This is a genomic window from Sphingomonas phyllosphaerae, from assembly GCF_036946485.1.
GTDB classification, from domain to species: Bacteria; Pseudomonadota; Alphaproteobacteria; order Sphingomonadales; family Sphingomonadaceae; genus Sphingomonas; species Sphingomonas phyllosphaerae_E.
Genome location: NZ_JAQIJA010000001.1, coordinates 637,513 through 662,104, shown reverse-complemented (window position 1 = coordinate 662,104; position 24,592 = coordinate 637,513). Strand labels below are relative to the sequence as shown.

25 protein-coding genes, 1 tRNA gene and 1 other RNA gene are annotated in these 24,592 nt (G+C 69.0%); 9 read left to right on the top strand and 18 right to left on the bottom strand.

The window, feature by feature from the left end:
- Window positions 1-189 precede the first annotated feature (189 nt).
- Window positions 190-1,593 (top strand): peroxidase family protein, encoded by a 1,404-nt coding sequence (locus tag PGN16_RS02995; protein ID WP_335307915.1) that lies wholly within the window; start codon window positions 190-192, stop codon window positions 1,591-1,593.
- Between the two features lie 48 nt (window positions 1,594-1,641).
- On the opposite strand, the gene PGN16_RS02990 is transcribed toward PGN16_RS02995, so the two are convergent.
- Both PGN16_RS02990 and PGN16_RS02985 read right to left on the bottom strand, forming a co-directional pair.
- Window positions 1,642-3,612 (bottom strand): sialate O-acetylesterase, encoded by a 1,971-nt coding sequence (locus tag PGN16_RS02990; RefSeq protein WP_335307914.1) that lies wholly within the window; start codon window positions 3,610-3,612, stop codon window positions 1,642-1,644.
- A gap of 30 nt (window positions 3,613-3,642) precedes the next feature.
- On the bottom strand, window positions 3,643-4,413 hold the full coding sequence (locus PGN16_RS02985; protein WP_335307913.1) for a class II aldolase/adducin family protein: 771 nt from the start codon (window positions 4,411-4,413) through the stop codon (window positions 3,643-3,645).
- Between the two features lie 157 nt (window positions 4,414-4,570).
- Between PGN16_RS02985 and paoA the strand changes: the two genes are divergently transcribed.
- Genes paoA through paoC form a run of 3 tightly spaced genes read left to right on the top strand, consistent with a single transcriptional unit; the run spans window position 4,571 to window position 8,351 of the window.
- The gene (paoA, locus tag PGN16_RS02980; protein WP_335307912.1) at window positions 4,571-5,209 is read left to right on the top strand and encodes an aldehyde dehydrogenase iron-sulfur subunit PaoA; all 639 of its coding nucleotides are present in this window, start codon (window positions 4,571-4,573) and stop codon (window positions 5,207-5,209) included.
- Complete coding sequence (locus PGN16_RS02975) at window positions 5,206-6,159, top strand: FAD binding domain-containing protein (RefSeq protein WP_335307911.1); 954 nt, start codon at window positions 5,206-5,208, stop codon at window positions 6,157-6,159. The genes paoA and PGN16_RS02975 overlap by 4 nt, the downstream gene beginning before the upstream one ends.
- On the top strand, window positions 6,156-8,351 hold the full coding sequence (gene paoC, locus PGN16_RS02970; RefSeq protein WP_335307910.1) for an aldehyde oxidoreductase molybdenum-binding subunit PaoC: 2,196 nt from the start codon (window positions 6,156-6,158) through the stop codon (window positions 8,349-8,351). Before PGN16_RS02975 ends, paoC begins: the two co-directional genes overlap by 4 nt.
- Window positions 8,352-8,450: 99 nt before the next feature.
- Here the strand turns inward: paoC and PGN16_RS02965 are convergent, their stop codons facing one another.
- The 11 genes from PGN16_RS02965 to PGN16_RS02915 form a co-directional block, all read right to left on the bottom strand.
- On the bottom strand, window positions 8,451-8,786 hold the full coding sequence (locus PGN16_RS02965; protein WP_335307909.1) for a (2Fe-2S) ferredoxin domain-containing protein: 336 nt from the start codon (window positions 8,784-8,786) through the stop codon (window positions 8,451-8,453).
- A complete protein-coding gene (locus tag PGN16_RS02960) occupies window positions 8,762-9,310 on the bottom strand; it encodes a J domain-containing protein (RefSeq protein WP_335307908.1) in 549 nt (182 codons plus the stop codon). Before PGN16_RS02960 ends, PGN16_RS02965 begins: the two co-directional genes overlap by 25 nt.
- A gap of 55 nt (window positions 9,311-9,365) precedes the next feature.
- Window positions 9,366-9,761: RNase P RNA component class A (rnpB, locus tag PGN16_RS02955), an RNA gene on the bottom strand.
- Window positions 9,762-9,908: 147 nt separating this feature from the next.
- The gene (locus tag PGN16_RS02950) at window positions 9,909-10,598 is read right to left on the bottom strand and encodes an N-acetylmuramoyl-L-alanine amidase (RefSeq protein WP_335307907.1); all 690 of its coding nucleotides are present in this window, start codon (window positions 10,596-10,598) and stop codon (window positions 9,909-9,911) included.
- An 83-nt stretch (window positions 10,599-10,681) separates the two neighbouring features.
- Window positions 10,682-11,509 (bottom strand): CheR family methyltransferase, encoded by an 828-nt coding sequence (locus PGN16_RS02945; RefSeq protein WP_335307906.1) that lies wholly within the window; start codon window positions 11,507-11,509, stop codon window positions 10,682-10,684.
- Entirely contained in the window at window positions 11,506-12,567 is a 1,062-nt protein-coding gene (locus tag PGN16_RS02940; RefSeq protein WP_335307905.1) for a chemotaxis protein CheB, read from the bottom strand. The genes PGN16_RS02945 and PGN16_RS02940 overlap by 4 nt, the downstream gene beginning before the upstream one ends.
- A gap of 28 nt (window positions 12,568-12,595) precedes the next feature.
- The gene (locus PGN16_RS02935; protein ID WP_028966122.1) at window positions 12,596-12,961 is read right to left on the bottom strand and encodes a response regulator; all 366 of its coding nucleotides are present in this window, start codon (window positions 12,959-12,961) and stop codon (window positions 12,596-12,598) included.
- A 70-nt stretch (window positions 12,962-13,031) separates the two neighbouring features.
- Window positions 13,032-13,466, bottom strand: coding sequence for a chemotaxis protein CheW (locus PGN16_RS02930; protein ID WP_335307904.1), 435 nt, complete (start codon window positions 13,464-13,466; stop codon window positions 13,032-13,034).
- Window positions 13,463-15,751 carry a chemotaxis protein CheA gene (locus tag PGN16_RS02925; protein WP_335307903.1) on the bottom strand — a complete coding sequence of 763 codons (2,289 nt, stop codon included), beginning with the start codon at window positions 15,749-15,751 and terminating at the stop codon, window positions 13,463-13,465. The genes PGN16_RS02930 and PGN16_RS02925 overlap by 4 nt, the downstream gene beginning before the upstream one ends.
- Before the next feature lie 272 nt (window positions 15,752-16,023).
- A complete protein-coding gene (locus PGN16_RS02920; RefSeq protein ID WP_335307902.1) occupies window positions 16,024-16,671 on the bottom strand; it encodes a histidine phosphotransferase family protein in 648 nt (215 codons plus the stop codon).
- 8 nt (window positions 16,672-16,679) lie between these two features.
- The gene (locus PGN16_RS02915) at window positions 16,680-17,141 is read right to left on the bottom strand and encodes a Mov34/MPN/PAD-1 family protein (protein ID WP_443019568.1); all 462 of its coding nucleotides are present in this window, start codon (window positions 17,139-17,141) and stop codon (window positions 16,680-16,682) included.
- Between the two features lie 11 nt (window positions 17,142-17,152).
- Here PGN16_RS02915 and PGN16_RS02910 point away from each other — a divergent pair, with 11 nt between their 5' ends.
- The 3 genes from PGN16_RS02910 to mtgA all read left to right on the top strand — a co-directional run bounded on the left by PGN16_RS02910 (window position 17,153) and on the right by mtgA (window position 19,811).
- Entirely contained in the window at window positions 17,153-18,100 is a 948-nt protein-coding gene (locus PGN16_RS02910) for an RluA family pseudouridine synthase (RefSeq protein WP_335307901.1), read from the top strand.
- A 71-nt stretch (window positions 18,101-18,171) separates the two neighbouring features.
- Window positions 18,172-19,074 carry an RNA polymerase sigma factor RpoH gene (rpoH, locus tag PGN16_RS02905; protein ID WP_335307900.1) on the top strand — a complete coding sequence of 301 codons (903 nt, stop codon included), beginning with the start codon at window positions 18,172-18,174 and terminating at the stop codon, window positions 19,072-19,074.
- 62 nt (window positions 19,075-19,136) lie between these two features.
- A complete protein-coding gene (mtgA, locus tag PGN16_RS02900; RefSeq protein ID WP_335307899.1) occupies window positions 19,137-19,811 on the top strand; it encodes a monofunctional biosynthetic peptidoglycan transglycosylase in 675 nt (224 codons plus the stop codon).
- 93 nt (window positions 19,812-19,904) lie between these two features.
- Here the strand turns inward: mtgA and PGN16_RS02895 are convergent, their stop codons facing one another.
- From PGN16_RS02895 to PGN16_RS02875, 5 genes are all read right to left on the bottom strand, one after another.
- The gene (locus tag PGN16_RS02895; RefSeq protein WP_335307898.1) at window positions 19,905-20,510 is read right to left on the bottom strand and encodes an ATP-binding cassette domain-containing protein; all 606 of its coding nucleotides are present in this window, start codon (window positions 20,508-20,510) and stop codon (window positions 19,905-19,907) included.
- Window positions 20,500-21,183, bottom strand: a complete 684-nt coding sequence (modB, locus tag PGN16_RS02890; protein WP_443019567.1) for a molybdate ABC transporter permease subunit — start codon at window positions 21,181-21,183, stop codon at window positions 20,500-20,502. Before modB ends, PGN16_RS02895 begins: the two co-directional genes overlap by 11 nt.
- Window positions 21,180-21,938, bottom strand: coding sequence for a molybdate ABC transporter substrate-binding protein (gene modA, locus PGN16_RS02885; protein ID WP_335308375.1), 759 nt, complete (start codon window positions 21,936-21,938; stop codon window positions 21,180-21,182). Before modA ends, modB begins: the two co-directional genes overlap by 4 nt.
- A 40-nt stretch (window positions 21,939-21,978) precedes the next feature.
- Window positions 21,979-23,100, bottom strand: coding sequence for an NADH:flavin oxidoreductase/NADH oxidase (locus PGN16_RS02880; protein ID WP_335307897.1), 1,122 nt, complete (start codon window positions 23,098-23,100; stop codon window positions 21,979-21,981).
- A 77-nt stretch (window positions 23,101-23,177) separates the two neighbouring features.
- Window positions 23,178-23,254: transfer RNA gene (locus tag PGN16_RS02875), tRNA-Pro, on the bottom strand.
- Window positions 23,255-23,372: 118 nt separating this feature from the next.
- Here PGN16_RS02875 and pnuC point away from each other — a divergent pair.
- Together pnuC and PGN16_RS02865 are read left to right on the top strand one after the other, a co-directional pair.
- The gene (pnuC, locus tag PGN16_RS02870) at window positions 23,373-23,951 is read left to right on the top strand and encodes a nicotinamide riboside transporter PnuC (RefSeq protein ID WP_335307896.1); all 579 of its coding nucleotides are present in this window, start codon (window positions 23,373-23,375) and stop codon (window positions 23,949-23,951) included.
- A complete protein-coding gene (locus PGN16_RS02865; protein ID WP_335307895.1) occupies window positions 23,948-24,463 on the top strand; it encodes an AAA family ATPase in 516 nt (171 codons plus the stop codon). Before pnuC ends, PGN16_RS02865 begins: the two co-directional genes overlap by 4 nt.
- The last annotated feature ends 129 nt before the right edge of the window (window positions 24,464-24,592 follow it).

Here is a 24,592-nt window from a genome sequence, read left to right as displayed (position 1 = left end):
GAGCGATGATCGCGACAGCTACGTTCATGATGAGGGCCGCCGGCTTCCCATGCGTACATAGATACGCAGCGACGCCACCTATCGTCATCTCATGATAGATGGAGGTCCGACATGCCCCGACACGGCACTTATCCACCCAACATCGTTCCGCCACGTTCGCGTTATGCCGATGCCGGGGGTTTCGGCAGGATGTTCGGCAAATTGCCACCTTTCGCGTCCGACACGCCGGACGTGCGCGCCGCCTTGCTGGAGATCGGCAAGGCAGGCGGCGTCATGGATGCGAAAGACGACCTGACGAAGACGCCCAAGGAACTGATCGTCAATCCGTCGCTGTCGATGAAGAACAGCGACAATCCGAACCTGACCGCCGGCTTCACCTTTCTCGGCCAGTTCCTCGATCACGACATCACCTTCGACCCGACCTCGAGCCTGGAGCGACAGGCCGACCCGGAACAGGTCTCCAACTTCCGCACGCCCAGCCTGGGCCTCGACAACGTCTATGGCGCCGGCCCGGCCGCCAGCCCGCATCTGTACGATCACACGACCGGCTATCATTTCCTCGTCGAACCGATGGGGACGCCCGGCAAGTTCGACGTGCCCCGCAACAGCCAGAACGTCGCGTTGATCGGCGATCCGCGCGACGACGAAAACGCCATCATCAACCAGTTGCAACTTGCCTTCCTGCAATTCCACAATCGCGTCGCCGATTATGTGAAGACGAAGATCAAGTTGAAGGCCCCGGACCAGATCTTCGCCGAGGCGCAACGGATCGTCCGCTGGCATTATCAATGGATCGTCGTGCACGAATTCCTGCGACGGACCTGCGGCGACGAAGTGGTGGACGACGTGCTGACGAACGGCCGGCGCTTCTACGCCTGGCACAATGAGCCGTTCATCCCGGTGGAATTCTCTGTCGCCGCCTATCGCTTCGGGCACAGCCAGATCCGGCCATCCTACCGGCTGAACTTCACCGGCGAGCCCGGCGGGCAGCCGTTCTTTGCGATGATCTTCAAGCCCACGCCCTACAGCCCCACAGACCCCGACGATCTGTCGGGCGGATGTCGCGCGCCGCGCCGCTTCATCGACTGGCCGACCTTCTTCGACTTCGGCGATAGCAATGTGCGGCCCAACAAGAAGATCGACACCACGCTATCGACCGCGCTGTTCCATCTGCCCGGATCGGTGGTCGGCAAGCCCGATGCGAAGAGCAATCCGGCGTCACTGGCGCAGCGCAACCTGCTGCGCCACCTCACCTTCGCCTTGCCCGCCGGGCAACGCGTCGCGCGGGCGATGAAGATGGACGTGCTCTCGACGGCTGACCTCGCCGATCTCCAGCCCTACGGCCTCGACGATCGCACGCCTTTGTGGTTCTACATCCTGCGCGAGGCGTCGGTTGTGGAGAATGGCCTGCGGCTCGGCCCGGTCGGTGCGCGGATCGTGGCGGAGGTCTTCATCGGACTGCTGCAAGGCGATCGATCCTCCTATCTTTCGCAGGACCCGGAATGGCAGCCATTCCTGCCCACGATCGACCCGACCCATGCCAAGAACCAGTTCGCGATGGTCGACCTGCTCCGGTTCGCCGGCGTGGCCTGATCGACGGTGCCGGTCCGCAGCCTCGCAGGCCGCGGACCGGTCGCCCGCTTATTCCACCGCCCGTTCGAACGGCGCGGCCGGCAGGTCGGCGCCGTCGAACAGGTTCGTGAACGGCGCATCGCTCCATGCATAGCGCACCTTCGTCACCCCGGCGGCATTTGCGCCCGGCAGCACCACCGTGTCGCCGCGCGCCTCCGCCGGCACGTAGCGGCACGCATCGGCCGCGCACGCCTCGAACCCGATCGCCTGTCCCGCGCTATAGGTGTGCAGCCCGCCGGTGACGTTGCGATAGCGCACCACCAGATCGCTGCCGCTCCGCGACACGCCCGCGACCTCCGGCCCGCTGCGCAAGCCCGGCTGGCCGTAGGCGATCACGCGCGCCAGCCGCGCCAGCCGCTCGCCGACCACCGTCTTCTGCGTCGGATGGATGTCGAACCGGTCGCCGACATCCAGCGTCACCGCCAGCCCGGCATGCGCGTCCTGCGCCACCGCCTGCGCCTGCGCCTCGCGCAGTTCCGCCCAGCCCGACTGGAGCGGCGCGGTCGACGGCTTGCCATAGGAGGTGAGCTGGACGACGAAGAACGGCAGCTCCGGCGCGGCGAAGGTCCGCCGCCAGTCGGCCATCAACAGCGTCATCAGCTCGCGATAGGTCGACGCCTCCCCCGCGTTCGACTCGCCTTGATACCAGGCGGCGAGCTTCAGCCCGTAGCCGGCGAACGGCGCGATCATGCCATTGTGCAGCGTCGCAAGGCTGTTCGGCACGTCCCACGGCGCGGGTGCGATCTTCTCCCCGCTCAGCGCACGGCCCTGTTGATAGCGCCACGGCCCCGCGAACGGCACCAACGTCCCGTCGGCCAGTTCAAGCCCACGCGGCGCCGCCCCGGTCAGCCCGCCGCCATTCGCGCCGCCCAGCACGCGCATCGCCACGACATTGCGACCGACCTTCCACGTTCCCGCGGGCGCATCGTAATGGCGCCACGCCCAATTGACGCTGCCGCCGCCGACATAGCGGCCATTGACCCATGTCTCCTCATATTGATCGATCGGCCCGAGTTGCAGCGTCTTGGCCGCGGCCACCTGCTCGGCGGTCAGGTCGATCGTGCCGCGCAGCCACATCACCCCCTCGAACGCCGCGAGCGCGGGTACGCCCGCCTCCTTCCACGCCGAGGTCGGGATCGTCGCCCATTTGCCGTCGTCGAAGTCGGCGCGCCGGAACGCCGCCTGCCGCGCGGCGGCGGGATCGTGCGCCTTCCACCATGCCTCGCGCCGCGCGCCGTCCTGCGCCAGCGCTTTGGCCGGATCGCGCCCGTAGAGATCGACCGCCGCGATCCCGTCCTTCAGCCGTGAGAGGGTCGCGAGCGACGTCGGGCTGATCCAGCTCTCGATCCGCGTCCCGCCCCATTCGGAATTGATGAAGCCGATCGGCACCTTCTCGCTCTGCCGCAGCGAACGCGCCATGTAATAGCAGACCGCCGAGGCGTCGCCGACCGTCTCCGGCCCGACACGCTGCCATTTGGCGGGCGCTTCCAGATCGGCGAGCGGCCGCGCGCGGCTGGTGTCGGGGATCGTGGCATAGCGCAGGTCGGGGTCGGCCGGGGTCTGCAACGCGCCCCAGGCATTGGTCGACTGTTTGACCATGAACTCCATGTTCGACTGGCCGCCGCACAGGAAGACGTCGCCGACCATGATGTCGCTCAGCGTCTGCCCGCCCTCGACGGCCAGCGTGTACGGCCCGCCCGCCGCCTGCGCCGGCAGCGTCGCACGCCACCGCCCCTGCGCATCGGCGGTCGCGGTCGCGCTCTGCTGGCCGAGCCGCACCGTCACCGCGGCGTTCGGCGCGCCCTGCCCCCACACCGCGATCGGCCGGTCGCGCTGGAGCACGGCATGATCGGCGAAGATATGCGCGAAGCGCGGCGTCGCCTCCTGCGCCATCGCCGGCGCCGCGAGCGCCATTGCCGAACCCGCCATCAACACGCGCCACGTCGCCATCATCCCCTCCATCGCCTTGTTAGCGCTCACGTATCGCACCCGCCGGGGGCACGCCAAGCGTCAATCGCGATAGGACGGGTCGATCCGGTCGAGCTTGCGGAGCAACGCCGGCCACGCCAGCCCGCGCGCCAGCATCCCGACCCCGGCCGGTGGCGATTGCCGCGCGACCTTGTCCTCGACGCCCTGCGGCGGCGTGTGCAGCCCGTCCGTGCCCGCGGCGAGCATCAACACCTGCGCCTCGCACGCGCGTTCGAGGAAATAGAGCCGCAGGAAACAGGACGCGACCGAGTCGCCGACGGTCAGCGTCCCGTGATTGCGCAGGATCATCGCGTGACGCGGACCGAGATCGGCGACCAGCCGTTCGCGCTCCTCCAGGTCGGTCGCGATCCCCTCATATTCATGATAGGCGACATCGTGCGCCGCGATCATCGCGGTCTGCGTATGCGGCAACAGCCCGCACGCCATCGCCGACACCGCCTGCCCGTGCGGCGTGTGGAGATGCATCACCGCCTGCGCATCGTCGCGCGCCATGTGGATTGCGGAGTGGATCGTGAAGCCGGCCGGATTGACCGGATGCGCGCTCGCGCCCACCGGCTGACCGTCGACATCGATCTTGACGAGCGAGGAGGCGGTGATCTCCTCGAACATCATGTCATAGGGATTGATGAGGAAATGATGCTCCGGCCCCGGCACCCGCGCCGACAGATGCGTGAAGATCAGATCGTCCCAGCCATAAAGCGCCACCAGCCGATAGGCGGCGGCGAGATCGACTCGCGCCTCCCACTCGCCCGGTGCCATCGTCATGGGCTCCACCATCGCCGCCGTCGCCATGCGCTTCCTCTCCATGCTTTTGACATGGATGTTAATACAGGCGCTGGCCGCCCGCCAGCGGTGCGTGTATCCTTGTGTTGCAGCCGGATATAACATGGATCGGGCGCGTTTCATCGAAGGGAGCGGCTCTCCTGCCCGTTCCCGCAGCAGGACCGACATGACCGATACGAACGGATTCAGCCTTACGCGGCGCGGCGCGCTCGTCAGCGGGGCCGCCGCCGCCTCCACCACCGCGCTGCCGCTCGACGCGCAGCCGCTGCCCGCGGAGACGCCCGCCGCCACCGTCCCGGTGTCCTTCACCGTCAACGGCAAGAAGCGCACGCTCGACCTCGACCCGCGCGTGACGTTGCTCGACGCGCTGCGCGAGCATCTGCACCTGACGGGCAGCAAGAAGGGCTGCGACCACGGTCAGTGCGGCGCGTGCACGGTGATGGTCGAGGGCAAGCGCATCAATTCGTGCCTGACGCTCGCGGTGATGCACGACGGCGACGAGATCACCACGATCGAAGGGCTCGGCAAGCCGGGTGACCTCCACCCGATGCAGGCCGCGTTCGTCAAGCACGACGGCTACCAGTGCGGTTATTGCACGCCGGGCCAGATCATGGCCGCGGTAGCGATGTTGCAGGAGGTGAAGGACGGCGTCCCAAGCTACGTCTCGCCCGATCTCACCGCCGCCGGCCGCATCGACGCGCAGGAAGTGCGCGAGCGGATGAGCGGCAACATCTGCCGTTGCGCCGCTTATTCGAACATCGTCGCCGCGATCGCCGATGTCGCGGGTGCGGAGGACGTCGCATGAAGCCCTTCACCTATGAACGCGCCACCTCCCCCGCCGCTGCCGCCGCCGCGGTCGCCGCGAAGCCGGGCGCGAAGTTCGTCGCGGGCGGCACCAATCTGCTCGATTTGATGAAGCTGCAGATCGAGGCGCCGACGCATCTGGTCGACGTCAACCGGCTCGGGCTCGACACGATCGAGGCGACCCCGGACGGGGGCTTGCGCGTCGGCGCACTGGTCCGCAACACCGCGCTCGCCGCCGATCCGCGCGTGCGCCGCGACTATGGCGTGCTCAGCCGCGCGTTGCTGTCGGGCGCGTCGGGGCAGTTGCGCAACAAGGCGACGACCGCCGGCAACCTGCTCCAGCGCACCCGCTGCCCGTATTTCTACGACACCAATCAGGCGTGCAACAAGCGCAAGCCGGGTTCAGGCTGCGCGGCGCTGGGCGGCTACAGCCGTGCGCTGGCGGTGATCGGCACCAGCAAGGATTGCATCGCGACCCATCCCAGCGACATGGCGGTGGCGATGCGCGCGCTCGACGCGACCGTCGAGACGGTCGACGGTAGCGGCCGCACCCGCACGATCCCGATCGCCGACTTCCACCGCCTGCCCGGCAGCACGCCGTGGATCGAAACCGCGCTCACCCCCGGCGAGATGATCACGGCGGTGACGCTCCCCGCACCGGTGCGCGGCACGCACATCTACCGCAAGGTCCGCGACCGCGCCTCCTACGCGTTCGCGACGATCTCGATCGCGGCGATCCTGCCCGAAAGCGGCACGCCGCGCTTCGCCTTCGGTGGCCTCGCGCACAAGCCGTGGCGGGTCGCCGCCGCCGAGACGAAGGCCGACGGCGGCGCGAAGGCGATCGCCGCCGCCGCACTCGCCGGTGCCACGCCGACGTCGCAGAACGCCTATAAAATCCCGCTGGTCGAGCGCACGCTGGCCGCGGTGCTCGCCGAAGGACGCGCAGCATGAAGTTCGACACCCCCGCCGGCCGCAACCCGATCGACCAGCAGAAGGTCATCGGCCGGCCTACCGACCGCATCGACGGCCCGCTCAAGGTCACAGGCACCGCGCCTTATGCGTTCGAGCGCAACGATGTCGCGCCCAACCATGCCTATGGCGTGATCGTCGGCGCAGGGGTCGCGAAAGGCCGGATCACCCGGATCGATACCGCCGATGCGCAGCGCGCGCCCGGCGTACTGTCGGTCGTGACGTATGAGAATGCCGGCAAGCTCGGCAAGGCCAGGGCGCACACCGCGACGATGCTCGCCGGGCCGGAGGTCGAGCATTACGATCAGGCGGTCGCGATCGTCGTCGCCGACACCTTCGAGCAGGCGCGCGACGCCGCCAAGCGCGTTCGCGTCGATTACGCGCGCGCCAAGGGCAAATATGAGCTGAAGGCCGCGAAGGACGGCGCGCCGATCGCCAAGGGCGATAAGATGAAGACCGCGCGTGGCGACTTCGCGGGTGCCTTCGCGAGCGCCCCGGTCAAGCTCGACGCCACCTATACCACGCCCGACCAGAGCCACATGATGATGGAGCCGCACGCCACGATCGCGGCGTGGAACGGCGACGAGCTGACGCTGTGGACCAGCAACCAGATGATCGCCTGGGCGGTGCGGGACATGAGCGAGACGCTGCTGATCCCCAAGGAGAAGATCCGCGTCGTCTCGCCTTATGTCGGCGGCGGGTTCGGCGGCAAATTGTGGGTGCGCTCCGACGCGGTGATGGCGGCGCTCGCGGCGAAGGCGGCGGGGCGGCCGGTCAAGGTCGCGCTCGCCCGGCCGCAGCTGATGAACAACACCACCCATCGGCCGGCGACGATCCAGCGTATCCGGATCGGTGCGGACAAGGCCGGCAAGATCACCGCGATCGCGCACCAGACATGGTCGGGCGACCTGCCCGGCGGCGGCCCGGAGACCGCGGCCAACCAGACCCAGCTGCTTTACGCCGGCGACAATCGCCTTACCGAAACGCATCTCGCGGTGCTCGACCTCCCCGAAGCCAATGCGATGCGCGCACCCGGCGAAGCGCCCGGCATGATGGCGCTCGAGGTCGCGATGGACGAGATGGCCGAGAAGCTGGGCATGGACCCGGTACGCTTCCGCATCGTCAACGACACGCTGGTCGATCCCGAGAAGCCCGAGCGGAAATTCTCCGATCGCAACCTCGTCCGCTGTCTTGAGGAAGGTGCGAAAAACTTCGGCTGGGACCGCCGCAACCCGAAGCCGGCGCAGGTACGTGACGGCGACTGGCTGGTCGGCATGGGCATGGCGGCAGCGTTCCGCAACAACATGAACATGAAATCGGGCGCGCGCGTCGGGGTTGATCGCAAGGGCGTGGTGACGGTCGCCACCGACATGACCGACATCGGCACCGGCAGCTACACGATCATCGCGCAGACTGCCGCCGAAATGCTCGGCGTGCCGCTCGACAAGGTCGTCGTGCTGCTTGGCGACAGCCGCTTCCCGGTGTCGGCCGGCTCGGGCGGACAATGGGGCGGCAACAGCTCGACGGCGGGTGTCTATGCCGCCTGCGTCGACCTGCGCCGCCGCATCGCGCAGAAGCTCGGCTTCAACTCCGACGACGTAACCTTCGCCGACGGCAAGGTGTCGAGCGGCAACCGCGCGGTCGATCTCGCCAAGGCGGCGGGCGACGAGGGGATCAGCGGCGAAGACACGATGGAGTACGGCACGCTTGAGAAGGATTACGCGCAGGCGACCTTCGGCGCGCATTTCGTCGAGGCAGCGGTCAACGTCTATACCGGCGAGATCCGCGTGCGGCGCATGTCCGGCGTCTATGATGCCGGACGCATCCTCAACCCCAAGTCGGCGCGCAGCCAGGTGATCGGCGGTATGACGATGGGGATCGGCGCGGCGCTGATGGAGGATGCGGTGGTCGATCCGCGCTTCGGCTATTTCGTGAACCACGATCTGGCCGAATATCACGTCCCGGTGCACCTCGACGTGCCGCATCAGGAGGTGGTGTTCCTCGACACGCTCGACGACAAGACCTCGCCGATGAAGGCCAAGGGGGTCGGCGAGCTAGGGCTGTGCGGCGCGGCGGCGGCGGTCGCCAACGCGGTCTACAACGCCTGCGGCGTCCGCATCCGCGACTATCCACTGACGCTCGACAAGGTGCTGGAAGGCTTGCCGATGGCGTGAGGGCGGGAGCGGCTGTCCCCCCACACCAAACCGTCGTCCCGGGCTTGACCCGGGACCCCGCTTCTACCCAACGGCTCGAAAAAGAAGCGGGGTCCCGGATCAAGTCCGGGACGACGGCGGAAGGCTCAACTGACCCGCCAACGTCTCGACATCCGCCCCCGCCGGCACGATCCGCCAGCACCCCGGCGCGCGACTGTCGACGACCGTCACCGCCCCCTTCGGGCAAATCCCGAGGCACTTCACCTCGACCACCCCGACCGCCGCCTTGCGCCCCTTGCCGAACCCCGGCTCACCGCGCAGCGCCTTGGCGAGCGGCGTTCTGCCCTTCGCGCCGAACCCGCCGCCCAGCTTCTTCGAGCATTTGCCGCACACCAGCACCGCGCCGGTCCAGCCGGCGCGCACCTGATCCTTCACGGCTCGGCGCGCGGCTTCCACGTCCGCGCCTCCTCGGCGACGCGCAGCACGTCATAGGCGGCCTGGATCGCCTGAAAGCGCGTCGCGGCGTCCTTGTCGCCGGGCCGCACGTCGGGATGGTTCGACTTCGCCAGCCGCCGCCACGCCAGCCGCACGTCGTCGAACGACGCATCGACCTCCAGCTCCAGCACCTCCAGCGCGCGCAGTTCGTCGCGCGAGCGCGAGCCGTCGCCCGACCCCGCCCACGCCTGATGCTTCGACTGCGAGAAGCCCCCGGCGTCGCGGCGCTCGTTCGCCTCGCGCTGCGCCGCTTCCTCGGCGGACAGGCCCTCGAAATAATTCCACCCGCGATTGTATTCGGCGGCATGCGCCTGACAGAAATACCAGCGCTCGGGGCTGTTCGGCGACTTGGGCGCGGGGCAGGTCCCCGGCTCGGTGCAGCCGTGACGGTCGCACAGCCGCACGGTCGCCGCCTCGCGATTGGTGCCATAGCCGCGCCAGCGGGGAAAGCCCCAGTCGTTCGATCGGGTGGGAGTACGTGCCATTCGTCCGGCACATAAGGACGCGTCGCGCCCGCGCCAACCGACTAGCGGCGGCGAATTTGCCAGAGGGCCTGTAAGCCGGGTTCTGTCCACCTCCGCGAACGGAGGATAGGCGACCATTCCTCTCGGCGCGCCGTTGCCGACGCGCTCCAGCAACCAACCCGGGCAGCGGGTGGGAACACACCCCGGCGACGCGAACGCCGCCATGCCGCCCCTATTCGGTCTTGCTCCCGGTGGGGTTTACCGTGCCACGACCGTTACCGGCCGCGCGGTGCGCTCTTACCGCACCCTTTCACCATGACCGGGCCGAGGCCCAGGCCGTCTGCTCTCTGTTGCACTGTCCCTGACTGCGGGCCGAAGCCCGAGCCGGCGGGCGTTACCCGCCACCGTTGTCCCGTGGAGCCCGGACTTTCCTCGGCACGCTTGCGCGCGACGCGGCCGCCCGGCCCTCTGGCGGGGCCGCCGTAGCGTGGCGGAGGGCGTTAGGGAAGCGGTGCAATCAGGCTTTCGTCACCCCGGACTTGATCCGGGATCCCGCTTCCTTCTTCTGTCGCAAAGAAGAAGCGGGATCCCGGATCAAGTCCGGGGTGACGGATGTGTTCTAATCATCCCCCTGCGGCTTGGGCAGCAGCAGCGCCAGCAGGATCATCCGGCATTCCGCATCCATCTCGCCGTCGATCAGTTCGGGGCGAAAACGGCGCTGGAACGCCATGATCGCCGCCATCCGGTCGCTGACGTCATAACCGAAGCGCTCCAGCGCGAGGCAGAACGCCGCCTCGCCCCACATCGGATCGACGAGGTTCTTGGTCGGCCGCGGCAGCGCCAGCCTCAGCCGCGCGAGCCGATGCCACGGGAACAGCTCGCCCGGATCGCGTTTGCGCAGCGGCGCGACGTCGGAATGGCCGACGATATTGCCGCGCGTGATCTCATACCTGTCCTTCAGATGCGCGACGAGCCGGATCACCGCCTCGACCTGCGGTTCCGGGAAGGCGCGATAGCCATGGTCGTGGCCGGGGTTGACGATCTCGATGCCGATCGACGCCGAATTGACGTCGGTCACGCCGCGCCAATGCGATGCCCCCGCGTGCCACGCGCGCTTGTCGTCGGCGACCAGCCGCGTGATCGTGCCGTCCTCATCGACGAAATAATGACACGACACCTCCGCAGCAGGATCGCAGAGCCGGTCCAGCGCCTCCTGCGCGGTCTTCATGCCGGTATAGTGCAGCACGATCATCGAGATCGGCAGCGACCGCTCGTTGAAGTTCGGCGACGGCACCTCGCGACACCTCATGCGCCCGATCCGCCCGTCCGACGCTCCCCGCCTGTCACCATCGACCTCGCCATCGTTACCCGATGCCACCGTCGTTCGCGAAATCAGCGCCCGGTGTAAACCCGGTTGCTGTCGGCCGGGTCGGGAACGCGCTCGTAAAGACCGCGCGCCCGCGCACTGGGACGGAGCCGTTCCGATTGCCCGATCACCGTCTCACCGGCACCGAGCAACAGGAAACCGTCGGGCTTCAGCGCCCCCGCCAGCCGCGCCAGCACCTGTTCGCGCTGATGCGGCGCGAAGTAGAACAACAGGTTGCGGCACAGGATCAGGTCGAATTCGCCGATCGGCGGCACGTCGGCGATCAAATTGTGGCGGCGATAATGGATCGCGCCCAGCAACGTCGCCGACGCGCGCCAGTTGTTGCCGGCGGCGGGTTCGAACCAGCTGACCATCCGTCGCACCGGCAACCCGCGCTGGATCTCGAACTGCGAGTATGTGCCTTCCCGCGCGCGGGTGATCGCCGCGGTGGACACATCGGTCGCGACGATCTCCGGCATCGTGCCGCCCGCCTCCGCGAACAGCATCGCCAGCGACAGCGGCTCCTGCCCGGTCGCGCACGCCGCGCACCACACGCGCAGCGGCTCGCGCCCGGCGACGGCCTCGGAAGCGCCCTCGATGACGCCGGCATCGCGGAAGAACGACGTCTCCTGATTGAGCAGCGCATCGACGATCCGGTCGGCCAATTGCTTGTCTTTGCCCTCGATCAGCCGCGCCGCGAGCTGGTCGACGCGGTCGAGCCCATGCGCCTGCAGCAACGGGCCGAGCGCCGCCTCGAACCGCCAACTGCGCCCCACCGCGATGCGTTGCCCGGTGCGCGCCTCCAGCAAAGCGGCGAACACGCGTGCCGAACCGGAATCGATCTCCGCGGTCACGCGCGCAGGCCCGGGCGACGCGCCGCGATCATCGCGCCGATCTCGCGCGGGGCGAGCACCGCATCCGCGAGCCCGGCCTCCGCCACCGCCCCCGGCATTCCCCAGACGACCGACGAATCGCGATCCTGCACCACGATCGTGCCGCCGGCGGCGCGCACCGCGCGCGCGCCCTCCAGCCCGTCGCGCCCCATGCCGGTCAGCACGACCGCCAGCAGGCGCGAGCCATAGGTCTGCGCCAGGCTCGTGAACATCGGATCGACCGACGGCAAATTGCCCGTCGGGCTGGGGGCCTGCGACAGGTGGGTGGCGATGTGCCCGTCCGCCTGCATGGCGGTGAGCAGATGCGCGTCGCCCGGCGCGATCAGCACCTCGCCCTCTACCACGCGCCGCCGCTCGTGCGCGATCGCGCACGGCCGCTTGGCGAAGACCCCGACCTGCGCGGCAAAGAACGGCGAGAAGGAGGGCGGCAGATGCTGCGTCACGAAAATCGGCTGCGTCACCGATGCCGGCACCTGCTCCAGCAGCGAGGCGAGCGCGTGGATGCCGCCGGTCGACGCGCCGATCGCGATCGCGTCGAACGGCGGCGGCGTGATCACCGTCGCGCGCCGCGGCAGCGCGCGGTTCTCGCCATGCGCGGCGAGCAGATCGAGCCGCGCCAGCAACGTCTCGCCGAAGCGGGAGGCAAACGCGCCGATGCTCGGCTTCACCAGCGTGTCCGCCGCCCCCAATGCCAGCGCGCGCAGCGTCACCGCCGCGCCTTCGGCCGCCGAGCTGGACACCACCAGCACCCGCGCCCCCGCGCCGGCCTTCAGCAACTCTGGCAGGGCATCGATGCCGCTTTGGTGCGGCATGACCAGATCGAGCAGGATGAAGTCGACCGCTTCCTTGCGCAGGAACGCCAGCGCGCGCAGCGCATCGGGCAAGGCGCCGGCCAGCTCGAACCGTCCGCTGCCCGTGATGAACCGCGACATCGCCGCGCGCGCGACCGCCGAATCGTCGACGATCAGCACGCGCGGCACGCGACGGTCCGCCAGGGCGGAATCGGTGCGCCGAATCATGGCCGGTTCCGCCACCTGCGCGGCCGGGTCAGGCGACGCCGACGATCTGGAGCTTGCTGTGCAGCGTCTCCCGGTCGAACGGCTTCATCACATATTCGTCCGCACCGGCCTCGATCGCGGCGCGGATGTGCGCCATGCCGTTCTCGGTGGTGCAGAACACCACCTTCGGGCGACGCGGCATCGGCTCCTCGCCCAGCGCGCGCAGGAATTCCATCCCGCTCATCACCGGCATGTTCCAGTCGAGCAGGATCACGTCCGGCACCGTCTGCCGGCAATGCGTCAGCGCCTCGCGCCCGTCGCCCGCCTCGGACACCGAGAAGTCCAGCGCTTCAAGGATGTGCCGCGCCACCTTGCGGATCACCTTCGAATCATCGACGATCAGGCAGGTCTTCATGAGTTTTCCGATATTTCTGGTGCTGCCGCATCTTGGGCGCGGTGCAGTAAGGATCGCGTTAATGGCGCGCTCAGCCGAGCGCGCTTGCCCGGGCGACCAGCCGGTCGATGTCGACCGCCATCAACGTCTCGCCCTCGCCCTCGGCGACGCCGGTGACGAAGTCCCACTCGCCCGCATTGCCCTGCGCGATCGGTGCAGGCGCGAGCGTGAAGGTCGCGACATCCTCCAGCGCATCGACCGCGATGGCATAAAGGTGCCCGTCGACCAGCGTCGCGACCGCGCGTCCGCCCTTGCCATCGCGCAGCATCGGCGTGCCGCCGAACAACTCCCGCACGTCGATGACGGTGGCGACCCGGCTGCGCATCGCAGCCAGCCCGACCACCGCGGGCGCCGCGCCGGGCGCGGGCACGGTGCTGTGCACCTCGACCACCGAGTCGACCCGCTCGGCATCGAACAACAGGCCGCGGTCGCCGACGCGCGCGACCAGATGCAGCGAGCGGCTCATGCGGCATATCCCTTCAGCGCGGCGATCAGCGCGGCGCGGTCGAAGCGGTACAGCGGCTTGCCGCGCTCGCGGCTCAGTCGCAGCGCGGGCACCGGCGGCGCATCCGCATCGTCCTCCATCGCCAGCGCCAGCGCGACCGGGGTACCCGGCGGCGCGCGACGCACCACGCGGTAACCGGCCTGTTCGATCGCGGGTTTCAGGAACGCCTCCATCCAGCCGCTCTCCGCGCCGTGCAGCAGGCAGACCGGGCGCTCGGCCGCGACCGGCGCGTCGGCGAACAGCGCCAGCGGATCGACCAGCTCGATCGGCTCGCCGTCGATCACCGCCAGCCCGGCGATCACGCCATGCGGATCGGCGGCCGGGGCGATATCCTGCGGCAGCGGGACGATCTCGACCGGATCGGCGATCGGATAGGCAAGTTCCTGATCGTCGAGCTGGAGGCGCAGCACCTTGCGCACCTCGTTCGCGATCGCGCCGGTTCCCGCCCAGACCGGGATCGACCGATCACCGATCGTCAGCCACAGCCCGCCCGCCAGCGCACGCACCGCGCCCGCCGCGACCCCCTCGATCCGGTCGACCGCGTCAGACACGATCATGCGGCGCACGCCATCGATATCGTCGAACAGCAGGGCGCGGACCGGCTCGACCGCCTCGGCCTCGGCGACCGCTTCGTCAGGGCGCTCGAACGCCAGCGCCGCGCGCGCCGCGATCGCCGAGCAATCGAGGAGCAGGATCGGCGCGCCATCGTCGGGGAGCATCTGCCCGGCATAGATGCCCGCGCACATCACCGCCGGCGCGGCGGGCTTCACCACCAGCTCCTGCGTATCGTTCACCCCGTCCAGTGCCAGCGCGAACCGCCCCTCGCGCAGCGACACGATCGCCAGGAACCCCGGCACCGCCTTCGCCTCGCCCTGTCCGAGCAGCGTCGGCAGCGATACCATCGGCAGCCGCTGCCCGCGCAGCAGCACCACCGCGCCCGCCGCGACGCGGTCGACGCGCACAGCGCCGCCGTCGACCGCCACGATCTCGTCGACCGACTGGCGCGGGATCGCGAAGCGCGTGCCGGCCGCATCGACCAGCACGGCGTTCAGGATCGCCAGCGTCAGCGGCACCTCAAGCGCGATCGTCAGCCCCTGCCCCGGCCGGCTGAGCAAAGAAATTCGCCCGCCGGCCTGTTCGACATTGGCCTTCACCACGTCCATGCCCACGCCGCGGCCCGACAGTGCGGTCACCTCGTCGCGCGACGACAGCCCGGCCTCGAAGATCAACTTCAGCCGCCCGTCCTCGTCCAGTGCCGCCAGTTCGGCCGCGCGCTCGGGCTGCTCGCGCAGCGCCTTGGCCAGCAACCGCTCGCTGTCGATACCGCGTCCGTCGTCGCTGATCTCGATGATGATCAGATTGCCGGCCTGGCGCGCGACGATCCGCAACTGCCCTGCCGCCGGCTTGCCCGCACGCATCCGCCCTGCGCGATCTTCGATCCCGTGATCGACCGCGTTGCGGACCAGATGCACCAACGGATCGCGCAACAGCTCGATCATCTCGCGGTCCAGTTCGACGTCGCCGCCCTCGATCGTCAGCGTCACCGACTTGTCGAGTGCCGCCGCCGAATCGCGTGCGAGCCGCGGCAGTGCCGAGAACAGCGACTCGACCCGCTGCATCCGCGTCCGAGTCACCGTGTCGCGCAGTTCGTCGACCGAGATGCTCAGCCGTTCCAGCATCGACTCGAGCCGCGGATCGTCGATCATCCGCAGGTGTCGCGCCAGCTGGTTGCGCGCCAGCACCATGTCGGACACGCCGCTCATCATCCGGTCGAGCAGGTCCACCGACAGCCGCACCGAGCGCTTCGGCGTCACCCGCGTCGCCTGCGCCACCGAAGCCGTATCCGCCGCCTCGGGCGTCGCCGCAGTCTCACCCGCGATCGCGCCGTCCAGCGCGGCGATCAACATCGCCTCGCCCGATTCGGACAGCGCCTCGCCCGCATCGATCGCCTCCACGATCTCGCCGATGCGGTCGATGATCGCCAGGATCACGGTGACCAGCGCCTGATCGGGCGCGCGCTCGCCGGCGCGCACCGCCGCCAGCGCATCCTCCGCGGCGTGGCTCAGCCGCGCCAGCCGCGGCAGATCGAGAAAGCCGCAGCTTCCCTTGATCGTGTGGACGAAGCGGAAGATCGCATCCAGCCGCGACCGGTCGCTGGGGTCGGCCTCCCACCCCACGATCTCGCCCGAGATCGCTTCCAGCGTCTCGCGCGTTTCGGCAATGAATTCCTGCAGAAGGTCGTCCATGCGGTCCCGTGGCCCTGGCTATGGGGGCGGCATCGCACGACAGGCGTTAAAAGGGTCTTTACCGCGCCACGGCAGCGTGGCGCTCAGGGTCTACCTGCTCCGGTCGCCCCGGACCTGATCCGGGGCCCCGCTTCTTCTTCGCGCCCGACCTTACCGAAACCGACGGAATGTCTCGTCATTGCGAGCGTAGCGAAGCAATCCAGCGCGTCCTGATCCGGTTCTGGATTGCTGCGTTACGCCAGCAATGACGGATGAACCCGCGTCATCCCGCTCTACCGATGCGGCAGCGCCGCCCCGAACAGCAAGGCGCCGTCCACCGGCTCGCTGACCACCACCGATCCACCCGCCTCACCGACCAGTTGGTGGACGAGGAACGCCGCGGCGGCACGCGGCGCGACCGCGCTGTCGTCCGCCGGCCCCTCGGTCAGCGTGGTGCGCAGGTCGGGATCGAGCACGATGCGCGGCCCTTCGGCGCGCAGCACGATCTCGGTCGCCTCGGCGCTTTCCTCGGTGCCGATCGTCACCGTCCCGCCGCGCACCAGCGTGTCGCCCGCGATCAACGCAAGGTTGAGCAGCACCTTGACCGCCGCCTTGGGCAGTTCGGTCGCCTCGACCATCCATTGCAGGTTCAGCCGCTTGTTGTCGCCCAGCAGCGCTTCCACCGCCTGCCGCGCCTCGCGCACGTCGACCCGCTCGCCGAACCCGCCCGCCGCGCCGAACGCCAGCCGGAAGAACTTCAGCTTGTTCGCCGAGGTCCGCGCGCTCTCGTTGAGCAGCTCCAGGCAGCGCGCGCGCATTTCGGGGTCGGTTTCGTCGTTCAGCAGCTCCAGCCCGTTGTTCAGCGCGCCGACCGGCGACAACAGGTCGTGGCACAGCCGCGAACAGAGGAGCGAAGCGAAATCGACCGGGCTGATGGTCATCGGTAAGGCTACCTCGACGTAGGGGCGTTACGGCCTTGTGGCGAGTCGCCGGAGTCTGCGCAACCGCTTACGTCCAGCGTCAGCGGATCGAAGCGGCCATGTACCGCCCCGTCCGCCACCGCGCGCCACGCGGTGACTGCCGCGCCCGCAACGATCAGCCAGATGCTCCCGTCGGGCGCCGCATCCGCGGCGTCGCGCGGCGATGGCATCGCCACGCCGGAAGGATGCGAATGATAATGCCCCATCACCTGCTCGCCACCATTCCGCGCGGCACGATGCGCGGCGATCAAGGCGCCTGGATCGATCTCGAAGCGCACCGCAGGGTGGTCGGCGACGTTACGGCACGGCACCAACCGGGTGATGTCGTGGTCCGCACCGAGCACCAGTCCGCAAATCTCGTCATCATCTGCGGCTGCCCATGCGCACAGTTCGTTTCGCTGGGCGATTGTAATCCTGACCATCATCGCCATCTAGCAAAGCAATGGACCGGGGGGTCATCATTCTCGAAGCGACGATCGCACCGACCGCGGATGGCTGGCGGGTGGACCGTGCGCTCGCCGAGGCGGTGCCGACGCTGTCGCGCGAACGGCTGAAGGTGCTCATCAACGCCGGGCAGGTCACGCAAGCCGGAACGGCGATGCGCGATCCGTCGCGTAAGGCACGCGGCGGCGAGCAATTTGCAGTCGCCGTCCCCGCCCCGACGCCCGCCCATAACGAGGCGCAGGACATTCCGCTCGTCATCGCCTTCGAGGACGAGCATCTGATCGTCATCGACAAGCCGGCCGGGCTGGTCGTCCACCCCGCTGCCGGCAATCTCGACGGGACGCTGGTCAACGCGCTGCTCCACCATTGCCATGGCTCGCTGTCCGGGATCGGCGGGGTCGCGCGGCCGGGCATCGTCCACCGGATCGACAAGGACACCTCCGGGCTGATGGTCGCCGCCAAGACCGACCGCACCCACGAAGGGCTGGCCAAGCAATTCGCCGCGCACAGCATCGACCGTCGCTACCGCGCGATCGTCGGCGGGCGTCCGATGCCGGCGGCGGGGTCGGTCGACGCCCCGCTCGCGCGCTCGCCGAACAACCGCAAGAAGGTCGCGATCGTACAGGGCGGCAAGCGCGCAGTGACGCATTACCGCACGCTTGAGCTGCTCCGCGATGCGACGCTGGTCGAATGCCGGCTCGAAACCGGGCGCACCCATCAGGTGCGCGTCCATATGGCGTCGATCGGCCACGCCTTGCTGGGCGACCCGGTCTATGGTAGAACAAAACATGCTCACAAGCAGGTGCTGGACACGCTGAATTTCCGGCGACAGGCGCTTCATGCGGCGCATCTGGGGTTCGTGCATCCGATCACCGGCGAAACGCTGGGTTTCGACAGCGCGATACCGCCGGACATGCAGGAACTGTTCAGTCAGCTTATCGTATAGAAACGGAACGCGGGTCGGCGTCGCCAGCGGGCACGTCGCGCGTATTCCGCAAGGAAGGGAGACTTAGGATCATGGCAACCCGCAGCAACGTCCCCGCGACGATTCCTGCGCTCGGCGGGGAGCAGAGCCTCAATCGCTACCTGGCGGAGATCAAGAAGTTTCCGATCCTCGCGCCCGAGCAGGAATATATGCTTGCCAAGCGTTTTCAGGAGCATGGCGACACCGATGCCGCGGCGCAGCTCGTCACCAGCCACCTCCGGCTCGTCGCCAAGATAGCGATGGGCTATCGCGGCTATGGCCTGCCGGTCAGCGAGCTGATCTCCGAGGGCAACATCGGGCTGATGCAGGGCGTGAAGAAGTTCGAGCCCGATCGCGGCTTCCGCCTCGCCACCTATGCGATGTGGTGGATTCGCGCCTCGATCCAGGAGTTCATCCTGCGGTCGTGGAGCCTCGTGAAGATGGGCACCACCGCGGCGCAGAAGAAGCTGTTCTTCAACCTCCGCCGGATGAAGGCGCGGCTCGACGCGTTCGAGGACGGCGACCTGACGCCCGAGAACGTCCAGAAGATCGCCACCGATCTCGGCGTCACCGAGGCGGACGTGGTCAGCATGAACCGCCGCATGGCGATGGGCGGCGACACGTCGCTCAACGTCTCGATGCGCGAGGACGGCGAGGGTCAGTGGCAGGACTGGCTGCAGGACGATGCGCCGCTGCAGGACAGCGTCGTCGCCGACCAGCAGGAGGCGGACGTCCGCCACGACATGCTGATGAACGCGATGGACGATCTTAACGATCGCGAGAAGCACATCCTTACGGAGCGCCGCCTGACCGACGACCCCAAGACGTTGGAGGAACTCAGCCAGGTCTATGGCGTCTCGCGCGAGCGCGTTCGCCAAATCGAGGTGCGCGCGTTCGAGAAGCTCCAGCGCGCGATGATGCGGCTGGCGGGCGATCAGCGGCTGCTGACCGCCTGACACACTGCCGGGCACCGGGAAGGGGTTGAGCGATCCCGCCCGGTGCCGGTACGACGCAGCGCATGTTCACCGCGCTGCGCCTGCTCTTCAAGATCGTCCTCGGCTTCGTCGTGCTGTCGCTCGTCTGGGTCGGCGTGTACGCGATTGTCCCCGTCCCGTTCACAATGACGATGGCGGGCGACCTGATCGGTGGCCACTCGGTGACCAAGGACTGGACGCCGCTGTCGCGCATCGACCCCGACATGGCGCGCGCCGCGATCGCGGGCGAGGACGCGCACTTCTGCAGCCATCACGGCTTCGACTGGCGCGCGATCGCCGGCGCGGCCGCGCACAATGCCGAGGGCCGGCGGATCCGCGGCGGTTCGACGATCAGCCAGCAGACCGCGAAAAACACCTTTCTGTTTCAGGGCGGCGGCTATCTCCGCAAGGCGCTGGAGGCATGGTTCACGCTGCTGATCGAGACGATCTGGGGCAAGCAGCGGATCATGGAAGTCTATCTCAACATCGCCGAAACCGGGATCGGCACCTATGGCGTGGAGGCGGCGGCGCAGCGCTATTTCCACCACAGCGCCGCGACCCTGACGCCGGTCGAGGCTGCGCGCATCGCCGCGGTGCTGCCGCTGCCAAAGAAGCGCGAGGCGGTGGCCCCGACCGGCTTCGTCCGTCGCCGCGGCAACCAGATCGCGCGCTATGTCGGGATTGTGCGCCGCTCGGGGCTGGATAGCTGCCTTCGCTAACCCGCCCGTCATTGCGAGCGTAGCGAAGCAATCCAGGGCGTCCTGGTCCGTCACTGGATTGCTTCGCTTTGCTCGCAATGACGGACAGACGCTCTACCCGATCGTAATCACCCGATCCCCCAGCCGTTCCGCCTCGCGCATATCGTGCGTCACCATCAGGATCGGCACCGCGCGCGCATCCCGCACGCGCTCGATCGCGCGCATCGCCTCCTCGCGCCGCGCCAGATCGAGCGACGACAGCGGCTCATCCAGCAGCAGGAACGCCGGATCGCTCAGCAACGCCCGCCCGATCGCCACGCGCCGCGCCTCACCCCCCGACAAGGTCCGCGGCCAACGCCGCAGTAGCGGCGCGATGTCGAGCGTCGCCGCCATCTCCGCCAGCCGCGAGGCATCGCGCGCGCCGTACAGCAAATTCGCCTGCACGCGCCGGTGCGGGAACAGCCGCGCATCCTGAAACACATAGCCCGCCCGCCGCTGCTCGGGCGGCAAGTCGACGCCGGCATCGGCATCGAACAACGTCCGCCCGCCGACCCGCACATGCCCGCGCATCGGCCGCAGCAGCCCGGCGATCATGTCGAGCAGGCTGGTCTTCCCCGCCCCCGACGCGCCGACCAGCACCGTCAGCCCCTCGCCGGCCACGAAGCGCGCCCCTACCGTCGCATCCCCGCGCCGCGCGGCGACATCGACGTCAAAGGACATGCACGCCCCGCCCCGCGCGCCGCACCAGCGCCTCGGACACGATCAGCGCCAACAGCGACAGCGCCACCGACACCCCCGCCAGTCGCCACACCTCCGCCTCGCCACCGGGCCGCTGGAGCGCCGCGTAGATGGCGAGCGGCAGCGTCTGCGTCTCGCCCGGCACGTTCGAGACGAAGGTGATCGTCGCCCCGAACTCGCCGATCGCGCGCGCCAGCCCCAGCACCAGCGCCGCCGCAATCCCCGGCGCGGCGAGCGGCAGCGTGACGGTCGCATAGGCCCGCCAGCGCGTCGCCCCCAGCGTCCGCGCCGCCTGCTCCAGCCGCCGGTCGACCGCCTCGATCGACAGCCGCATCGCGCGCACCATCAGCGGCAAGGCCATCACCCCGGCCGCGATCGCCGCGCCGGTCCAGCGGAACAGCACGCTGACCCCGAACCCCGCCTCCAGCACGCGCCCGATCGGCCCGGCCGGCGCGAACGCGAGCAACAGCACCCAGCCCGTCACCACCGGCGGCACCACCAATGGCAGATGCACCAGCCCGTCGAGCAGCACCTTGCCCGGAAACCGCCACCGCGCCAGCACCCACGCCAGCGCGAACGCGACCGGCAGTGCGCCCAGCGTCGCGGTCCCGCCGACCAGCAGGGTCAGCCGGACGATCGGCAGCAGCTCGCTCAACGCGTCGTGAAGCCGCGCCGCGCGAGGATCGCCTGCCCGGCGCGCGACAACAGGAAGCGGCGGAAGCCCTCCGCCTCCGGGCTCTCGCCGGCGGTCAGCCGCGCGATCGGATAGACGATCGGCGCATGGCTGCGCGGCGGGAAGACGCCCGCGACCTGCACGCCGGTCGCCGCCCGCGCGTCGGTCGCATAGACGATCCCGTAAGGCGCCACCCCGCGCTCGACGAGCGCCAGCGCCGCGCGGACATTCTCCGCGCGAACGACGCGCGGCGCGACCGCCTCCCACGCCCCGAGCCGGGTCAGCGCCTCGCGCCCGTATTTGCCCGCCGGAACGCTGTCGGGGTCGGCCATCGCCAAGGCCCCGCCGCCCAGCAGCCTGCCGAGCGCCGCGCCCTTGGTCGCGACCACCCGCGGCAAGCCGGGTCGCGACACCACCACCAGCTGATTGCGCACCAGCACCGCGCGCGTCCCCGCCACGACCAACCCGCGCTTGGCGACATCGTCCATCCAGTCGCTGTCCGCGGAGACGAACAGATCGGCGCGCCCGCCCGCAGCGATCTGCCGCGCGAGCGCCGACGACGCCGCGAACGACAGCCGCGGCCGCGCGTGCCCTGCCTTCGCCCATGCGTCACCAGCGTCGGTCAGCGCCTCCTGCATGCTCGCCGCCGCCAGCACCAACGGCGCGCGCTCCTGCGCCGCCGTGGGCATGGCCATGGTGACGAGAGCGAGCAACGAAAGCAGGAAGCGCATGACCATGCTCATGGCACCCGCCCCCCGCGAAGACAATCGCGCAGCCTCAATCCTCCGCCGACCCATTCACGTCGAACAGATGCTTGTACTGGCGCGGCTGCGAGCGGAGATATTGGTCGGGTGCCTTCACCCGCGCGCCCAGCTCGGCGGCGGCATGCCACGGCCAGCGCGGATCGTAGAGGATGGTCCGCGCCAGCGCGATCAGATCGGCATCGCCGGTCGCGACGATCGCCTCGGCCTGCTGCGGCTCGGTGATGAGGCCGACCGCGACGACCGGCACCGACACCGCCTGCTTCACCGCCCGCGCCAGCGGCACCTGATAGCTCGGTCCGACCGGAATCTGCTGGCGCGGATCGAGGCCCCCGCTCGACACATGGATCGCCGCGCATCCCCGCGCCTCCAGCGCCGTGGCGAAGGCGACGGTCTGTTCGGCGTCCCAGCCGCCCTCGACCCAGTCGCTCCCCGACACGCGCACCGTCACCGGCCGCTCCGCCGGGAACGCCGCGCGCACCGCGTCATACACCTCCAGCGGAAAACGTATCCGGTTCTCCAGCGACCCGCCGTAGTCGTCGGCGCGCCGGTTGGAGAGCGGCGACAGGAACTGGTGGAGCAGATAGCCGTGCGCGGCATGGATCTGGATCAGGTCGAGCCCGAGCCGCGCCGCCCGCCGTGCCGATTCGGCAAACGCATCGCGAATGCGCGCCAGCCCCTCGCGATCGAGCGCCACCGGCGGCGGGTTCTTGGGATCATAGGGGAGCGCCGACGGCGCGACCGTCTCCCAGCCATGCGGATCGCTCGCCGGGACTTGGCGCTCGCCCTTCCACGGCAGGTCGGTCGACGCCTTGCGCCCGGCGTGCGCCAACTGGATCGCGATCGGCATGTCCGAGTGACGCCGCACCGATTCGAGCACCCGCGCCATTGCCGCCTCGGTCGCATCGTCCCACAGCCCGACATCGGCATAGCTGATTCGACCTGCCGGCTCGACCGCGGTGGCCTCGATCGTCAGCACGCCCGCACCCGACAGCGCCAAGTGGCCCAGGTGGATCGTGTGCCAATCGGTCATGCACCCGTCGACCGCCGAATATTGGCACATCGGCGCAATGACGATGCGGTTGGCGAGCGTCAGGCCGCCGATCGCAAGTGGCTGGAATAACCGGGGTCCGCTCATCGGAAACACGCTCCTGAAGGTGAGCCGTCCCTACGCATCAGCGGAAGATTGGTGCCGCGCGGCCGCGGCGGATGAAGTGGTCGGGGAAAGAGGATTCGAACCTCCGGCCCCTGCCTCCCGAAGGCAGTGCTCTACCAGGCTGAGCTATTCCCCGACCAGGGTGCCGGTCGGATGTACCGTCGACAGGGCGCGGCTTATATCAGCGGAAATTCGGAGCGCAAGCGGGGAATCACAGCTGTTTTTACATCGGCGCGCGGCTAGGTTTCACGACGATGTCGCTTGCCGAATGGATCGCCACCGCCCTCGGGATCGCCTGTGTCGCATTGGCCGCGCGGCGCAGCATCTGGACCTTTCCGACCGCCATCGTCTCGGTCGCGCTGCTGGGGCTCGTGGTGTTCCGCGCGCGGCTCTATTCGGACGCGTTGCTCCAGCTCTTCTTCGCCGCCGCGAACCTATACGGCTGGATCGACTGGCGGCGTGCGCAGGCACGCACCGGCGACGTCCCCGTGCGCACGCTCGACACCCGCGCGCGGACCGCATGGCTGGCCGGTATCCTCGTCTGCTGGCTGGCATGGGGCAGCGCGATGCACCGGCTGACCGACGCCGCCTTGCCGTGGTGGGATGCCGGGATCGCCGCCGCCAGCGTCGCGGCGCAATTGCTGATGGCCCGGCGCGCGATCGAGAATTGGTGGCTGTGGATCGCGGTCGATCTCGCCTCGGTGCCGCTGTATCTCGCCAAGGGGCTCTATCCCTTCGCCGGGCTCTACCTCGTCTATCTCGCGCTCGCGGTCTGGGGACTGATCGATTGGCGACGCGCGCTCGGCGCCGGCTGGCGGATGGTGCCGGCATGACGTTGCGCACCGTCTGCCTCCATGGGCCGGAGAGCACCGGCAAGTCGACGATGGCGCCGCGACTGGCGCAGCAGTTCGACTCGGTCTGCGTCGCCGAATTCGGCCGCACCTATTGCGAGACCTACGGCACCGACCTGACCATGTCCGACCTCGTCGTGATCGCGCAGACGCAGGATGCCAAGGCGCGCAAGGCGGTGGACAGCGGCGGGCGGCCGGTAATCCTCGACACCGATCCGCTGATGAGCGCGGTGTGGGCGGACATGATGTTCGGGCGGCGCGATCCGTGGTTCGATCGCTGGCAGGGCACCGCCGATCTCTACCTGCTGTTCGACATCGACCTGCCATGGGTCGAGGATGGCACCCGCATGTTCGGCTCGCACCGCGATCGCCAGCGCTTCTTCGACCTGTCGCGGCGCGAACTCGAACGCCGCCGCGTGCCCTGGGTGCTGATCCAGGGCGAAGGCTCGCGCCGCTATCTCAACGCGCTCACCGCGATCCGCGCCGCCCTTTGACCAGGTCAAAGCGCTTTCCGTCATTGCGAGCGTAGCGAAGCAATCCAGGGCCGGACCAGGACGCCCTGGATTGCTTCGCTACGCTCGCAATGACGAAATAACGCTGACGTCACCACCCTCGGTACAGCC

What these genes read in the sequence shown, in the direction of transcription:
- PGN16_RS02995 (WP_335307915.1), top strand. Translation starts at nt 190, where the DNA reads ATGTTCGGCAAATTGCCACCTTTCGCGTCCGACACGCCGGACGTGCGC.
- PGN16_RS02985 (WP_335307913.1), bottom strand. Translation starts at nt 4,413, where the DNA reads ATGGCGACGGCGGCGATGGTGGAGCCCATGACGATGGCACCGGGCGAG.
- paoA (WP_335307912.1), top strand. Translation starts at nt 4,571, where the DNA reads ATGACCGATACGAACGGATTCAGCCTTACGCGGCGCGGCGCGCTCGTC.
- PGN16_RS02975 (WP_335307911.1), top strand. Translation starts at nt 5,206, where the DNA reads ATGAAGCCCTTCACCTATGAACGCGCCACCTCCCCCGCCGCTGCCGCC.
- paoC (WP_335307910.1), top strand. Translation starts at nt 6,156, where the DNA reads ATGAAGTTCGACACCCCCGCCGGCCGCAACCCGATCGACCAGCAGAAG.
- PGN16_RS02960 (WP_335307908.1), bottom strand. Translation starts at nt 9,310, where the DNA reads ATGGCACGTACTCCCACCCGATCGAACGACTGGGGCTTTCCCCGCTGG.
- PGN16_RS02950 (WP_335307907.1), bottom strand. Translation starts at nt 10,598, where the DNA reads ATGAGGTGTCGCGAGGTGCCGTCGCCGAACTTCAACGAGCGGTCGCTG.
- PGN16_RS02940 (WP_335307905.1), bottom strand. Translation starts at nt 12,567, where the DNA reads ATGATTCGGCGCACCGATTCCGCCCTGGCGGACCGTCGCGTGCCGCGC.
- PGN16_RS02935 (WP_028966122.1), bottom strand. Translation starts at nt 12,961, where the DNA reads ATGAAGACCTGCCTGATCGTCGATGATTCGAAGGTGATCCGCAAGGTG.
- PGN16_RS02930 (WP_335307904.1), bottom strand. Translation starts at nt 13,466, where the DNA reads ATGAGCCGCTCGCTGCATCTGGTCGCGCGCGTCGGCGACCGCGGCCTG.
- PGN16_RS02925 (WP_335307903.1), bottom strand. Translation starts at nt 15,751, where the DNA reads ATGGACGACCTTCTGCAGGAATTCATTGCCGAAACGCGCGAGACGCTG.
- PGN16_RS02920 (WP_335307902.1), bottom strand. Translation starts at nt 16,671, where the DNA reads ATGACCATCAGCCCGGTCGATTTCGCTTCGCTCCTCTGTTCGCGGCTG.
- PGN16_RS02915 (WP_443019568.1), bottom strand. Translation starts at nt 17,141, where the DNA reads ATGGCGATGATGGTCAGGATTACAATCGCCCAGCGAAACGAACTGTGC.
- PGN16_RS02910 (WP_335307901.1), top strand. Translation starts at nt 17,153, where the DNA reads ATGGACCGGGGGGTCATCATTCTCGAAGCGACGATCGCACCGACCGCG.
- rpoH (WP_335307900.1), top strand. Translation starts at nt 18,172, where the DNA reads ATGGCAACCCGCAGCAACGTCCCCGCGACGATTCCTGCGCTCGGCGGG.
- mtgA (WP_335307899.1), top strand. Translation starts at nt 19,137, where the DNA reads ATGTTCACCGCGCTGCGCCTGCTCTTCAAGATCGTCCTCGGCTTCGTC.
- PGN16_RS02895 (WP_335307898.1), bottom strand. Translation starts at nt 20,510, where the DNA reads ATGTCCTTTGACGTCGATGTCGCCGCGCGGCGCGGGGATGCGACGGTA.
- modA (WP_335308375.1), bottom strand. Translation starts at nt 21,938, where the DNA reads ATGGTCATGCGCTTCCTGCTTTCGTTGCTCGCTCTCGTCACCATGGCC.
- PGN16_RS02880 (WP_335307897.1), bottom strand. Translation starts at nt 23,100, where the DNA reads ATGAGCGGACCCCGGTTATTCCAGCCACTTGCGATCGGCGGCCTGACG.
- pnuC (WP_335307896.1), top strand. Translation starts at nt 23,373, where the DNA reads ATGTCGCTTGCCGAATGGATCGCCACCGCCCTCGGGATCGCCTGTGTC.
- PGN16_RS02865 (WP_335307895.1), top strand. Translation starts at nt 23,948, where the DNA reads ATGACGTTGCGCACCGTCTGCCTCCATGGGCCGGAGAGCACCGGCAAG.